This window comes from Mesorhizobium sp. B1-1-8 (genome assembly GCF_006442795.2).
GTDB lineage: Bacteria > Pseudomonadota > Alphaproteobacteria > Rhizobiales > Rhizobiaceae > Mesorhizobium.
Window position 1 is genome coordinate 5,547,716 of sequence record NZ_CP083956.1, and the last position, 14,038, is coordinate 5,561,753.

General features: G+C 59.6%; 12 protein-coding genes. 3 read left to right on the forward strand and 9 right to left on the reverse strand.

The window, feature by feature from the left end:
• Window positions 1-16 precede the first annotated feature (16 nt).
• The 6 genes from FJ974_RS27030 to FJ974_RS27055 are packed head-to-tail and all read right to left on the reverse strand — an operon-like array spanning window position 17 to window position 6,177.
• Window positions 17-1,240, reverse strand: coding sequence for a polysaccharide biosynthesis/export family protein (locus FJ974_RS27030; protein WP_226891421.1), 1,224 nt, complete (start codon window positions 1,238-1,240; stop codon window positions 17-19).
• 25 nt (window positions 1,241-1,265) lie between these two features.
• Window positions 1,266-2,534 carry a hypothetical protein gene (locus tag FJ974_RS27035; protein WP_140532981.1) on the reverse strand — a complete coding sequence of 423 codons (1,269 nt, stop codon included), beginning with the start codon at window positions 2,532-2,534 and terminating at the stop codon, window positions 1,266-1,268.
• A complete protein-coding gene (locus FJ974_RS27040; protein WP_140532980.1) occupies window positions 2,531-3,535 on the reverse strand; it encodes an SDR family NAD(P)-dependent oxidoreductase in 1,005 nt (334 codons plus the stop codon). Before FJ974_RS27040 ends, FJ974_RS27035 begins: the two co-directional genes overlap by 4 nt.
• Entirely contained in the window at window positions 3,532-4,278 is a 747-nt protein-coding gene (locus tag FJ974_RS27045; RefSeq protein ID WP_140532979.1) for a sugar transferase, read from the reverse strand. Before FJ974_RS27045 ends, FJ974_RS27040 begins: the two co-directional genes overlap by 4 nt.
• Window positions 4,275-5,411 (reverse strand): DegT/DnrJ/EryC1/StrS family aminotransferase, encoded by a 1,137-nt coding sequence (locus FJ974_RS27050; protein WP_140532978.1) that lies wholly within the window; start codon window positions 5,409-5,411, stop codon window positions 4,275-4,277. Before FJ974_RS27050 ends, FJ974_RS27045 begins: the two co-directional genes overlap by 4 nt.
• 43 nt (window positions 5,412-5,454) lie before the next feature.
• On the reverse strand, window positions 5,455-6,177 hold the full coding sequence (locus FJ974_RS27055; protein WP_140532977.1) for a nucleotidyltransferase family protein: 723 nt from the start codon (window positions 6,175-6,177) through the stop codon (window positions 5,455-5,457).
• A gap of 464 nt (window positions 6,178-6,641) precedes the next feature.
• On the opposite strand from FJ974_RS27055, the gene FJ974_RS27060 reads away from it, so the two are divergent.
• Window positions 6,642-7,301, forward strand: a complete 660-nt coding sequence (locus FJ974_RS27060) for a LuxR C-terminal-related transcriptional regulator (protein WP_140532976.1) — start codon at window positions 6,642-6,644, stop codon at window positions 7,299-7,301.
• A 1-nt stretch (window position 7,302) separates the two neighbouring features.
• Here FJ974_RS27060 and FJ974_RS27065 read toward each other — a convergent pair whose 3' ends face one another.
• Window positions 7,303-8,961, reverse strand: a complete 1,659-nt coding sequence (locus tag FJ974_RS27065; protein ID WP_319023050.1) for a PAS domain S-box protein — start codon at window positions 8,959-8,961, stop codon at window positions 7,303-7,305.
• 274 nt (window positions 8,962-9,235) lie between these two features.
• On the opposite strand from FJ974_RS27065, the gene FJ974_RS27070 reads away from it, so the two are divergent.
• On the forward strand, window positions 9,236-9,934 hold the full coding sequence (locus FJ974_RS27070; RefSeq protein WP_226891423.1) for a helix-turn-helix transcriptional regulator: 699 nt from the start codon (window positions 9,236-9,238) through the stop codon (window positions 9,932-9,934).
• Window positions 9,935-10,164: 230 nt separating this feature from the next.
• Here the strand turns inward: FJ974_RS27070 and FJ974_RS27075 are convergent, their stop codons facing one another.
• Window positions 10,165-11,286 (reverse strand): glycosyltransferase family 2 protein, encoded by a 1,122-nt coding sequence (locus FJ974_RS27075; protein WP_140532974.1) that lies wholly within the window; start codon window positions 11,284-11,286, stop codon window positions 10,165-10,167.
• Window positions 11,283-12,653 (reverse strand): lipopolysaccharide biosynthesis protein, encoded by a 1,371-nt coding sequence (locus FJ974_RS27080; protein ID WP_140532973.1) that lies wholly within the window; start codon window positions 12,651-12,653, stop codon window positions 11,283-11,285. The genes FJ974_RS27075 and FJ974_RS27080 overlap by 4 nt, the downstream gene beginning before the upstream one ends.
• Window positions 12,654-13,002: 349 nt before the next feature.
• Here FJ974_RS27080 and FJ974_RS27085 point away from each other — a divergent pair, with 349 nt between their 5' ends.
• On the forward strand, window positions 13,003-14,013 hold the full coding sequence (locus FJ974_RS27085; protein ID WP_140532972.1) for a class I SAM-dependent methyltransferase: 1,011 nt from the start codon (window positions 13,003-13,005) through the stop codon (window positions 14,011-14,013).
• The last annotated feature ends 25 nt before the right edge of the window (window positions 14,014-14,038 follow it).

Here is a 14,038-nt window from a genome sequence, read left to right on the forward strand (position 1 = left end):
TTTCGCCCGCAGCGGCCTACTGGACCGCTGCGCTTTCGAGCTCACTGCTGAACCGGACCTCGACCGTATCCCCGGGCGCCACCTCGGCGTCTTCGTCCGCCGGCTCCTTGCGCCATTGCGCATCGACCTTGCGAATGATCGTCACCTGGGCCCGAACGGTTTCGCCGGCGAGCGGCAACGACGGAGCGGTTGCTCCCGCGGGTTGCAGTTTCTGGCTCGCCGCGCGAAGTCTGGAGGTGATGTCGGCAAGCCGCACCTCGGTGTCCCGCAAGTCGTTCAGCAGGCCGACGCGCCTCTGGTTGTCGTTGCGCTCGAGCTGCCTGGCAAAATCCTCCTGCTGGCGCCGCGTTCGCATGAGTTCGACCGATGTTTCCAGCGCCCGGCTGGACGAAAGAAGCACGGAACGCCGGACATCGGAGAGCCTGTTGTTGGTCAGGTTGCCGGCCTTGAACAGCTTGGTCACCTGCTCCAGGTCCTCTTCATCGGCTTTCACCCCATCGGCCTCATCCTGCGTGCGTTTGAGCAACGCTTCGACCTGCGTCGCGGCATCCTTGGCACCTTTTTCGACGAAGCTCTGCTCCTGCTGGAAATTTTCCAGGGAGAGCTTGAGCGCCTCCGCCTCGGCCTGCGCCACCCCCGCCGCGAAAGCGGGAGAAAGGGGGGATCCTTGCGGCGGCTGCATATCGAAACTTGCCTGTTTTTGAAGTTCCGCGCGTATGCGGGCGCTGTGGAAATAGTCCCTGGTGTATTCTCCCCAGATCATCTCATAGTCGCGCCGCAGGTCCGTGGGATCGGGTCCTGCCTGGTTCGCCCGTGACCGCAAGAGGCTGAAACCGCCAGCTACCGCTATCGCCTGACGGACGGTCATAAGCGGGCGATAGGCTTGCTGTCCGGGGGTAAGCACATCGCCGGTCACGTAGATCGGCCGATATTCAGCGATGATCGCCGTTACGTCGCTCGGTCTGACGACCGCCATCTGCTCGCGGCCGTCAGGCATGCGTATGTGGAAGATCTTGGTCGGCAGTATCGTCTGCATGCGCATTTGCAATTCCGGCGGGGTCAGGCCGCCCACCGATACTGTGCCGGCGTCGGGGAGCACGATCGTGCCGTCCATCTGGACCACCGCACGCTGCGTCCGGTCGGGAATTGAGGTTATGCCGATTTCGACCGTGTCTCCGGGTGAAATCCGGTAGGCCGTCGGCAGATCGGCGGCGGCGGCCATCGACAGGGCGGCCGGCATGGCGAGTGTGGCAAGGAAAAATCGGCTAGGGTTGACCATTCGCAACAATCTCCTTCCGGTTCTGTTGTTTGGGCCAATCGACACGGGAGACGAAGTCATAAACGGGGCCGCCCGGCACGCCCCAGTTGCTTGACCAGATCACCTGGGATCCATCCGGAGACGGCGAGGCATGCGTCTCGCTCCAATAGTCGGAGGGAGGATTTCGTGTCTGCAATATCCGAAGAACGGCACCGCTGCCGTCGATGCGAAGCGCGATGACTTCGCGGGCATACGGAGCCGCGGTCGGATCGCCTGATATTTCGCGCGGATCGCCGCCATAGCTTATGAATGCCCAACCGGGCCTGTCCAGCGCGCGGGTCGATGTATGCTCGGCCTCACCATGCGCAGTGAGGGAGGTGACCTTTCCGTCCGAAAGCCGGCGCTTGATTATCTGGTACTTGTCCGGATCGGATTTGCTGACGCCAACGTAGACTTCGCTGCCGTCGTCGTCGAGCGTGAGGTCGCCGTGGCCTGGCCGATGATGGTCCGTCCACCTCTGACGCAAGGTGCCATCGACCGCGAAGATGGCCCTCTGCTCGGTCCCGTCCCAAAGGTTTTGAAAACACAGAATATTCGCGCCAAGTGGGGAGATCGTGCAGGAACTGGTTGTTCCGGGAACCTGGGCAAGATCTATGTCGGGGAACTTCTGCCGCTGATTGAGATCATAGGCAAAGACAACTGCCTTGCCGTCCTTGCGAGTTGCGCGCACCGCGATGCGCCCGCCGTCCCGGCTTGGATTGCCTTTCGATGGTCCAAACTGCAGATCGTGGTAATCCGTCGAGGTGAACAGGACGTCTTCGTGGTTTGTCCGTGGCGCCCAGGTCGAAATCTTCCGGTCTTGAACACAGATCATCAGATCCGCGTTTCGCGGATGCCATTCGCATTCACCCCCCCGGTAACGGCGAAACAACGCGACATAGGTGTGCCCGTCGAGAAAGCACAGCCCGTTGCAGCCGTTCATGAGAACGAGCAAACTCTGGTCGGCGTTCCAGGCTTGAGCGCTCGAATAACGATGGCTGCAATATTTGGGGCCGCAAACCACACCATTCCCGAGAGACCCCGGCTTGGTGATGCGAACGAAGCTTGTGCCGAATGCCGGGTCGGACGCGGGACGAAGATAATCCGGCAGATCCATCGGCACCGGCGCGACGAACCCGGTCAACAGGTTGCGTCCGTGACTGCCGGCCACCCGCAGATCTAAAAATGCGGCAGCGGCAATCAGGAACAATACCGCTGCAAGCGAGTGAAACCTCATGTCATATAGCCCATTTCATGACGCACCCGGCCCGCGCTGAGGCGCGCGCGCCACCACGCGATGGTTCGGGCCAAGCCTTCGCGCAGGCTCGTTTGCGCCCTCCATCCGGTTGCGACCTCGAGCCGGGATGAATTCGCCAGCAAGGCGCGGACTTCGGAATTTTGCGGCCTCAATCGGCTTTCGTCTCGATGGACCGGCTTGTTGGAACCGCTCAACTCGAGCACCAGCTCCAGCACATCCGATATGGTCACTGCGCGCTGGCTTCCGGCATTGTAGGCGTGACCGAATTCGAGTTCGGCCGAGCCCGACTTCAGAAAAGCCGCCGCGGTGTCTTCAACGAAGGTAAGGTCGCGGACCGGGCTGGTATCTCCCACCATGATCGCGGCACATTTCGGATCGAGGGCCTGCCTGATGATCGTCGGCACGATTGCCCGTTCGCTTTGCCGGGGCCCAAACGTATTGAAGGGACGAAGGATCACGACCGGCACATCGAACGATCGAGCGTAGGATTCCGCCATCATGTCGGCGCCGATCTTGGAAGCCGAGTATGGCGATTGCCCCTGCAGCGGGTGGGACTCGCTGATCGGCATGCTCAAGGCGGTGCCGTAAACCTCGCTGGTCGAGGTGTGCACCACACGTTCCGTTTCCCACTGGCGCGCCGCTTCGAGGACATTCACCGTGCCCATGACGTTGGTCTCCACATATGACTGGGCGGCCGCATACGAGTATGGAATGGCAATCAGCGCGGCGAGATGGAAGACGACAGCCTGGCCGCGCACGATCCGGTTCAGGAACGCACTGTCGCGGACGTCGCCGCGGACGAGTTTGAGGTGATTTCGGATGTCTTCCGGCAGGTCATCCAGCCAGCCGTGACTATCGAAAGAATTGTAGAGGGCCAACGCCGTGACATCCGCTCCGTTGCGGACGAGCGCTTCGGTCAGATGTGATCCGATGAATCCATCTGCGCCGGTGACGAGAACTTTCTTGCCCTTATAGTTCATGGACCGGACAATCCTCGCATAATTTGGGTTCTGACCTTGCGAATGAGCTCTGAGGACATGCGGAACGCCGCCCTATCGGTCAGACGCGGCAAACCCAGCTCAAGAACAACGAAAACGCCCCGCACGATGAGCCCAATGTCCGAGACAATCGTGCGTCGAGAATAATAGGAGAGATCTATCCTCGCCTTTGCCGGGAACAAAACTTCCTTGTAGAAACTTATTGGATCCACATCACGAGGATAAAAAAGGGCCTCGCGGCGGAAGAAGATCTGCGCTGGACCAAGCAAGCCCGGTTTGTATTGCAAAACCGCTTCGTAGCCGTCCCTGAAACACTCGGCGAAATCAAGACTTTCGGGTCGCGGTCCGATTATTGCCATCTCACCTTTCAGAACGTTCCAAAGCTGCGGCAATTCATCGAGCTTGGCGAGGGCAAGGACCCGACCTATCGTCGTCATGCGACTGTCATCGGCAAGTGTCAGCGCGAGACCTCCCGATTCACAGCGAACAGCAAATTTTCGGAACTTGTACATGCGGAAGAGCCGGCCGCCGGCGCCCAGGCGGGGCTGAACAAAGAGCACGGGCCACCCGCCTTCGAGCCAAAGCGCGATGGCGATCAGCAGCATCAGCGGCATTAGAACGGCGGCGGCCACACATGCGACGGTAATGTCCATCGCTCGCCTGACAAACCCGTGATTTGTCCCTGTCACGGGCGGCTGGAGGATGGAAAAGTCAAATGCATTCATGCGGCGGCTCCTGCCCGGGCGGCGTCCTCGAGCGCGGCTGCCAGAGCGTCCACGACCGCCTCCGCCACTGGCGATGTAATCTGGGGATGCAGCGGAATCGTCAGTTCGCGCTCGGCGAAATCCTCGGTGCGCGGCAGGTGAACCCCCGGGCAGCGTTCCCGGTACAACGTCATCTGATGCACGGGCGGATAATGAATTGTGGTCTGTATGCCCTGGGCGCGCAATTCATCGATGACACATTGCCTGTCGACGTGGCGCGGCAAGAGGACCGGCATGATGTGGTATGCCGAGGTGCGCGGTTCGCCAAATGGCATTGTGATGGACGGACAGCGCGCCGTGATGAGGCGCCGATACAGGGCAACCAGGATGCGCCTGACCTCATTCCATTCCTGCAGGTTGCGCAACTGAACCAGGCCGATTGCGGCCCGCATCTCGTCCATGCGGTAGTTGAAGCCGAGCATGGTCACATCATATTGCGGCGTGCGGCTGTTCAGCCTCTGGCGCGTTCCGCTAGTCATACCGTGCCCCCGGGCCAGGCGTATCTTCTCCCGCAGGTCAGGATCCCGTGTAATGACGACCCCGCCCTCCGCGGTGGTCATGTTCTTGTTGCCATAGAAGCTGAACGCTGCACCGGCACCAAACGTCCCAACGTCTTTCAAGCCGGGAGCATGGGCTGCGTCCTCGACGATGTAGAGCCCCCGTACGCTAGCGAACGCCTGCCATTCCGCCTTGTCGGCGAGATAGCCCGCGAAATGGACGAGGATCACGGCCCTGGTCCGCGAGGTGCAGCGTGCCTCTGCTTCCGCTATCGACATCAGCGGCACGTCCGCGGATTCTATGTCGACGAAAACCGGCTTGGCGCCGACATAGAGGACCGCGTTCACGGTCGCCACGAAGGTCAGCGAAGGCACCAGGACCTCGTCGCCAGGGCCGATTCCAAGCCCATACAGGATGAGGTGAAGCGCTGCCGTGCAGGAGTTGACCGCGACGCAGTCTTCGGCGCCATGCATTACGGCAAACGCCTCTTCAAACGACCTCACCCGCTCGCCCATAGTCAGCCAACCGCTGTCGATCACCTTGGACAAAGCAACTTTCTCTGGCACGCCCAAGACGGGAGCACTCACCAAGAGCATTCTTACCTCCTTGATGGTCTTTGCGGCTGTGTCGACAAGCGCCTCATGCTGCCGCGGCGGCGACCTCGATCGAAGCCGACTGCTCCTCCCAGGAAATCTCCTGCGCCTTCTGGAAATCTTCGACGCGGCCGATGTCCAGCCAAAGACCGTCGTGCTTATAGACGTGCACAGCGCTTCCGCCTTGAAGCATCTGCAGCATGAGATCGTCAAACCCGAAAGGTATGCCCGAGGGAATGAACTGCAGAACGTCCGGATTCATGCAGTATATGCCCATGCTTACCAGGTGAGTGAACGCCGGTTTTTCCCGGAAAACCTGCACGGTATTGTTCACTTCATCAATAACACCGAAGTCCATTTTGGTGATGCGCGAGGCGGTCGCTATCGTGACCGAATCCTTGTGCTGGCGGTGCGCCGCCACAAATCGACTGAGGCTCAAGTCGGTGAGCACGTCGCCGTTGAGGACAAGAAACGGCTCGTCCAGCTCATCCCTGATCAGGGAGAGTGGACCGATGGTCCCGAGCGGCTCCATCTCCTGCGTGTATCGGATCTTCAGGTTCCACTGCGAACCGTCGCCGCAGACGCTGCGGATCAAATGACCGAGATAACCGGTTGTGACATACACGTCCGCGATGCCGTTGCGCCGCAGCCATTTGAGCAGCAACTCAAGGACCGGCCGGGCGCCGATGGGCATCAGAGGCTTCGGCAGAACCGACGTGAATGGCCGAAGGCGCATCCCCATTCCGCCGCATTGAATAACCGCTTTCATACGATCCTCCTACGCACAGCCGACAACGGCCACGATCAAAGTCAGCGTCCGGAAGCTCCTATCCGTCGACAGGATCAGTGAAATCCCATCGGCTCACGGCCTGCCGGACATGCAGCAATCCGAACTTGGTAGGGAAAATTATGCCCCTGGCGGCAGACTGTCGTCGTGCGTTCGAATGGCAATCTCGATCCATTTTTCTGCTCAAATCCGTATGATCCCCATTCGCATCGCTGGCGGCCAATGGGTGCCCTGCGGGTCCGCCGAGGGACCAAGGTCCGACTTGAATCTTGGTTAACCGAGGAGCACTTTGCTAAGTTAGACAGGTCGAATTAAAAGGAGGGATCCGGGGGCAGGCATGTTTTGACTAACCGTAGGCTGTGTGGACCGTCACATATCCATGCCTTCTGGGGGTGTAAGACGATTGCGGTTGGTGCCCGATAGGGCAGTGTGAGCGTTGGGGTCACATGTATAAGATTATCATCGCCGATGATCACGGTCTGTATCGACGTGGCCTGCGCCTGGCCTTGACTGCGGGCATCCCGGGCGTAGAAATATTCGAGGCGACGTGTTTCGATGCCGTGGTCGGCCTTCTTGCGGAACAAGGGCCCATCGATCTTGCAATGCTGGACCTGAACATGCCGGGACTCCTCAATCAGGAGGTGCTCGGCGATGTCTTGGTGGCTTATCCAGAAACGCGGTTTGCGATCGTTACCGGAAACGATTCCCGTTCGGAAATTCTGACGGCTCTCTCGGTGGGACTCCACGGCTACATCGTCAAATCGCAAAAAGACGAAGAGGTCGTGCTGGCGGTCAAAGAGATCCTGTCAGGTCGAATTTACGTGCCCGCCCTTCTATCCCGAAACTCCGGAGGCCAGGAGCCGCAACCGCTCGAGGTTCCACATCGAAATGGCATCGGCGCCCGCTTCCTGGAGAGACTGACGTCCCGGCAGAAGGATGTCCTGAAGCTGATGGCCGAAGGGTATTCGAACAAGGAAATCGCCCGGGATCTTGATATCGCCGAGGCAACAACGAAAATTCATGCGGCCGCAATCTTGCGGGAACTGGGCGTTCGCAATCGCACGGAAGCGGCCGTTTTGATAAAGACATGGTTGGGCACGATATGAGTCAGGCCTGGATTTCCTTCCGCGACAGGCGGAGGGAATATCGCAGCCCGCCATCGGTCATTTCCAGTTTTGAAGAGTGACCTACCAGCGGCGTTCCGTCGGCACCCAGAACCATTGACCCGAAACCATGGCGTGTGATCGGAGAGACGCTTGGGTGGCCGGTCTCGATCCACTCGAACACGACCTCGCCTTCCGGGCTGGAGGCGAAAGCCCAACGAACCTCGACCTTGCCTTGTGAACTGCCAAGCACGCCGTGCTTTACCGAATTGGTCGTAAGTTCGTGGACGATCATCGCGAAGCTCTCGGCCGCGCCGCTTGAAATTTTGATCTGAGGGCCCGTCACCGCTGTTCTGCCTGCTTCGGCAAAGGGCCGAAGCTCCTGGAGGACAAGATCATGGACGGTGGCAGATGCATTGGCGCTGCCCAGCAGCAGCAGATGCGTCGCCTGGAGCACGCGAATTCGCTCGAGGAGAGTCTCCTTGTACTTGACGAGGTTATCGTCCGGCGCGTCGACCAAATTCACCACGGCCGCGATCACCGGGAACAAATTGCTGAATCTATGCCGCTGTTCGAGCATCAGGCGTTCCTGCTTTCTTACCGCCGCACGCAAGAGGATCGTTTGCGTTCGCTCGGTCAAGTCCGCCGCGACGCCAATCCGCTGGTTGTGACCGTTGCGGTTTTCCTGCCGCCCCCGCAAGGCAATCCAGCGGATCTGCCCGTTCGCACGCCGGAGCCGGATCTCCGCGTCATAGTTGGTTGCCGACGCATCCCTTGCCGGAGGAGACGCGAGTTTTGGCCAGTCCGCCGGGTGGACGTGCACTTGCATGTCGTCCAGAGAATGGAGCGCAGCCTGGGGTAGACCGAGAATTTCCCAAAACTGGCTTGAACCTGAAATGACCCCTTCGTCGTAGTCTATTCGCCACGTGCCCAGCCTCCCGGCAGACAGTGCAAGGTCAAGCCACGCTTTCTGAGCCACCAGTGCTTCGCGGGCAGCTCGTGGTTCGGTGATGTCGTCCACGACGACAAACACGCTGTCCGATGGCACCGTTTCCGGCGTTGACAGAGAAAGCGTCAGGCGGGCCCAGAACGTGGAACCGTCCTGTCTTATCAAACGGATTTCTGATCCGAACGAAGGCGTATCGGCGCTCAAAGCCCGCAGCGATTTCATGAATGAATGACTGTCGTCCGGATGAATGAGCGTTTCCATCTGCCGGCCGACGAGGTCGCCTTCGCCATAGCCCGACATTCCGCAAAGGCGCCTGTTCAACCACAGCAACTCGCCTTTCGCATTGGCGGTGGCAAACCCCATGGCAGCCCGTTCAAAAGCCCGGCGGTATCGCGACTCGGCAGCCTCGACTGCAGCCAGCCTGACATCGAGTGCTTCGCGCAAGCTCCGCTTCGACCGATGGAACAGGAAGGCAATCATCCCCCCCGAAAGCAACAGGAGAATGGCGCGTGCCCAATCTTCGGCCCGCAACTGGCCATTGGTCAGCGTCCGGACGCCCAAGCCGACAGCCACCATCACGACGGTCGCAGCGACCGCAGGCCAGCGGTCCTCCAGGAAAGCGATGATGACTATCGCCGGCACAAACTCAAGAAAACCCAGGTCGGCGCCGCCCGCCAGAAAGGCCTTCGCCTCGAAGAGTAGCGTCGCGAGCAATACGACTGTCGACGCCAGGTGGGTCCGTATGCTGTCCGACAGGATTGGACCGGGCAACCTCATGCCATCTAACTACAACGTTCGGCCTAGCCCGTCGAGCTTAGACCCTCGAGTGCCCAATCTAGTACGCCTGTTCGCTTCCGTGCATCAAAGTCGCGCCTTATTAAAATCAAAAGCGAAACTTTCTGGCTATGGAACGCAAATTGACCCGGCCAGCAGCAGCTTGGCGTCAGTGCACCGGTAGCCAGAGATTACACAACGATGGTGATGGGCGATGAATCCGATCGGTGGGCAGAACGACACGGGGTACAAGACGCGACATATAGTGGCGGCAGGCCATGGCAGCAGGCCGCCTGCCCTGGGCTACGCGCACAGCTTTGATCACAAAGCCGACAAGCCGAGCATCGCGAGCGAAAGCAGGCGGCCCGGACTGGATACAATAACAGGTATGCTCGATCGCATAGGCTGCGGCTGGCTTGTGCTGAGCGAATCCAAGAGAGTGCTCCAATGGAACGCGGCTGCTGAAACCATTCTCGAAAATTATGGGGACACCGTGGATCAACCGAGCGGTCTTTCGGGGGCGCTGAGGAGCCTGATAGCCAACGTGCCCACTCATTTTGTCCCAGGCTCGTTGTCCTGGATCGTAATACGCAGCGTTGGCGATCGCCCGGTCATCCTTGACGAGCAGGGAGTTGCTACTCCAGACAGGTCGATCATAGTGGCATTGCTCGACCGCCAGCCCAGGTCCGGGCCGAACCCTCTGACCCTGCAAAAGATGTTCGGCTTGACCGGCGCCGAAACGCATCTGGCGTTGCGCCTAGCGCGAGGCGATGCCCCCTTGGAAATCGCCGAGCGTTGCCGGCTTAGCCGAACCACCATCCGTACTCAGCTCGCCTCGTTGTTCGCCAAGACGGAGACGAGGCGCCAGGCGGAATTGGTCGCTCTTTTAGGGCGCATCTCGGTATTGCCGTAAACGCTGCGACCCGTTTCGGTCACAGCCAGGCAAGCAAAAAATCGATCGCGCGGCTGGCGGCAGCCTTTAAACTCGCAATCCGCCCGGACGCGAGATGCGAGATGCATGCAGCTGAATCGGGAATGCGCCAGACCGGTTCATCGTTTCACGGAAACGCCGACCGGCTCTGTCTCTTTTGATGACGCAATTCCGGACGGAAAACCGCTTCACACTTTTCCTGGAATTGCTCTCTAACCCGCCAGCTCGCCGCTTTGCCCTGCGCGTCTGCGGGTCTGCAACGGGCCGAGTTTCGGGCGGATCCTGAACAGATATTCCCGGACGTATTGATTGGCAATTCTCATAACCGATGGGCGAAGAATTTGCACCGCATCCCGCATGGTTGCCCGCCAGGACTGATACCTGAACCTGGCCGGAATGCGGGCAACGCGCAGCGCGCGCAGGAGGGTCTCCGGATCGGGGAGGCCTTCCCTGTCCTCGATGAGACGCCAATTGAGCTGTTTCACAGCCAGGGTCACCTCGTCCACATCCTCATAGCTCTTCGTTGTCGTGATGCTCGGATGACGCGTCGCATCGTAGAAGATCAGACCTTCATTGATGGCAACCATCTCCCCGTGCCGGGCCAGATCCACGAAGAACAATTGGTCGACGCCGGCGGGGATCGACTTATGCGCCCGCATCCGGCATCCGGCGTGAATGACGTTGCTGTTTATCAAGAGCGTCGACGGTATGATGCCCAGGCTCCTGGTGGTGCGGACCAGATAAAGGTCGGTCAGGCACTGCTGGCTCGAATAGAGCGAAACTTGATTATCTTCCGGCGGCGCCGAGCGCAGTATCACCCGGCCCTCCTCGACAACGTTGGCTGCGCAGGTCATGAATGCCGCCGAGGGGTGTTTCAGGGAGATTTCGGCAAATCTCTTGAGAGCTCCCGGGGCCAACCAATCATCGTCGTGCAGCAACTTGATCCAGTTTCCGGTGCACGCAAGCATGGCGTTGTTGGTATTCTCCACCTGCCCTCGCTCGCCGTGGTTTTCCACGATCCGAACGCGAGGGTCATTTCGGGCGTATTCGTCCAGGATCGCCCAACTCGGCCCCTGCCGTCCCTCGTCATCGCTGACAACCAGTTCCCAGTTCGAAAAATCCTGTCCCAGGATGCTATCGATGGTGCGGCTGATGGTGTCAGGGCGGCGGAAGGTCGGGACGGCGACTGAAATGAATGGACGTGCATTCGAAGCATCCGGCTGAAGTCGATCAAGCCGTGACAGCTTCGTCTCGTCGTCGTCTCGCGACGGGAAACCCGTGGCCGGCCGAGCCCCCCCTGCGGGACCTGCATCGCTACTCACGAGAGGCTTCATTGTGTCTTTCCTTGCGATGGTGCATGAGCTTGGGGCAGGAGCGCCGGTGCCAACTCCACATCGGCCTTCAAAAGGTACAGCGAGGCCGCGGTCTTGAGAGCAAAGCCGACCGTGCCGCCTGCCGCCATGAGATAGATGACGTTGAGAGGCTCCCAACCGGCCCTGGCCCCGGCGAGCAGCGGACCAAACACAAGCGCGATCCGCGCGGCGTCGACGACAAGCCGCACCTCCTGCCGCCGCAGCAGGGCCGGGACTTCGCTGAGCGGCGTCGACAACGCCTGCACGGCGCCCATGAACGCCAGGGCGGTCATGATCTGTGCGGTGGGCATCCAGGCCGGGCCTAGAAGCGGAACGACAAGATAGGGCGCTGCCAGTCCGAGCGCCAATATCGGCAGTGAGGTAAGACAGGCTGCGAGGATCAAGAGGCCCCATGCGATGCCGAGCATGTGGCCGCGATTGCTGTTCTTGTTCGCCTCGGCGACAAAGACGTTGCTGAGCGGCGTGGCGATCAGCACGATAGGTCCGGTTATCAGCCGCGCAGCAACCCCGAGATAGCCAGCAAAGGCGGCACCGAACAACGAACCGACCATAATCGCCGGAAGGTTGTTGATGGCGTAGCTCCCCAGCGTCGCGGGAATGTCGAACAATGGGAATTTGTATTCCCTCCTGGCCTTGTTGAAGACGCTTCGCCACGGCGCCTGGACGATGCCGCGCACGTCCTCCCAGGTCAGAATCCGGGAGCCCAGGAAGGCGAGAAAGACGAATTGGCTGAGGATGTGGGCATACACCATGGCTTCGCCCCCGAGATGGGCAAACCCGAAAGCCAGTTGCAGGAAAGCCATGGTCGCGGGCAATATCAGGCGGCCAAGGGCGAAGTCGCGCAGCAGCCCGGCGCGCAGGCTCCAGCAGTTCATCGTTTCGACGAGAGCAGCGCCGCCCATCCCGATCGGAACGAGCCAGACAAGGTATGCGACCTCGCCGGGCGCAATGCTCAACAAGGCCCCTCCCGCCGCAAGGGTCAGCACGCTCGTGACCGCGACGGCCAGCAGAATGAGCTTGACCGTGATATAGGTCTGCCCGGTGTCCTTGACGCCGTAGAGAGAAGCCTCGAAGCGCAGTGCTGCGACCGCGCCCAGTATGTTTACCGTCGAAAGGTAGATAGTGAAGATGCCGAAATCGGCCGGGGAGTAGAGCCGGGTCAACACCGGAATGGTCGCGACGAGGATGAGTTGCCCGGCGATAGCCATGGCCGACACGCCGCTCGCCGCACGGACGATTTTGCCGATCGGGCTCGGCGAAAGGTTGGTAGCCTTCTCAGCCCTGGGAACCGTCTTGGATCTCAGAAGGTCGCTGTCGCTGTGTGACATGAGTTCGCGCTTCCGAGGAGGCAAGGTCATCGCGGTCCGAGGAGCTTACGACAGGCGCCTGGCCTCGCCATCATTCACCTGAATGAGACCATCCGGCAGAGCGGCTATGTGTTGAACCCGTATCGTCCCCTGTGACACAAATCTCGCAAAGCGACTTTCATCGTGGCGCTTGTTGACCTGGTCGCCCGTTGCACGCGCGTAAGGCTGCACCCGCGGCGGAGCATAACAATTCGCAGCGCCGAACGCCTGTCATTCAGATGGATGATGGTGGCGTTCGAGAGCCATCGTAAGCTCAGCAAATCGCATTTTGCCTCGCGGTTTCGTTCGGTCAGGCTTTGGGACAAGCGAAATGACCATTTGTCCGGGGTGTGGCAGCACATCAACTTCGAAATTGTTCGAGGTGACAGCGGACGAGGCCTCTCGACATTTCATCAATCCGCGTCAGTATCCCGATCGCTCTCGAAAGTTAACGTGCCATCTGTCGGACCTCTGGGGCGGCAACACCTGCGATGTCCGCAAGTGCTCGGATTGCGGATTCGGATTTGCGGATCCCTTTGTCGCGGGCGGCGCCGAATTCTATAACTTAGCTTTGGTGTACCCTTGCTTTCCAACCATGAAATGGGAGTATGCAAGGACAATCGAAGAGCTCACAGGCCTTGACACTTTAGGGAAAACCACCCTCGAGATAGGAGCCGGGCTCGGGTATTTTCTCGACTGCGTCAAGAATAAATTCTTCAATATTTCAGATATTTCCGCGGCCGACTACAACGAAATATCGCTATCGGTATTGGAATCGAAAGGGTTCAAGACCTTTTCGAGCGATTTTCGACAATCCAGCTTCGACCCTCTGAAAGACTCTTTCGACTTTATTTTCATGTTTCAGGTCTTCGAGCATATGGATAAAGTCGATGACGTCTTTGCCCGATTAAACTATCTGTTAAAAACGCAAGGAACTATCTTCATTGCGGTGCCAAATGAGAACCGAACATACTATATGGAGGCTTATGGCTCGCTCGTAGACATGCCGCCTAACCATATCGGCCGGTGGACGAAAGAAGCGTTCAGCGCGATATGTGAGCGACACGGCTTGCAATTGAGCAAATGCGAGCGGGAACCGTTCGATCTCGCCAAGTTCCTGAAGCAGGATATAGTACATAGCTTTTTGCGAAAGGCGCAGAAGCCGGGCACGTTGAGTGAGTTCGTGCGCGCCTTGCCGCGGAGCAAAGCGCAGCGGATTGCCCAGGGTTTGACTGCGCTTGCGATTTCACCGTCAAGGCTGCCGGCATGGGCGTATGCGGTCAGCAACGCATCCACGCTGGGCGGCAGCGCGCTCTGGGCCAGGATCGACAAGGTCTCGTAGCCGGCGCTACAGGAGTGGTCGCCAG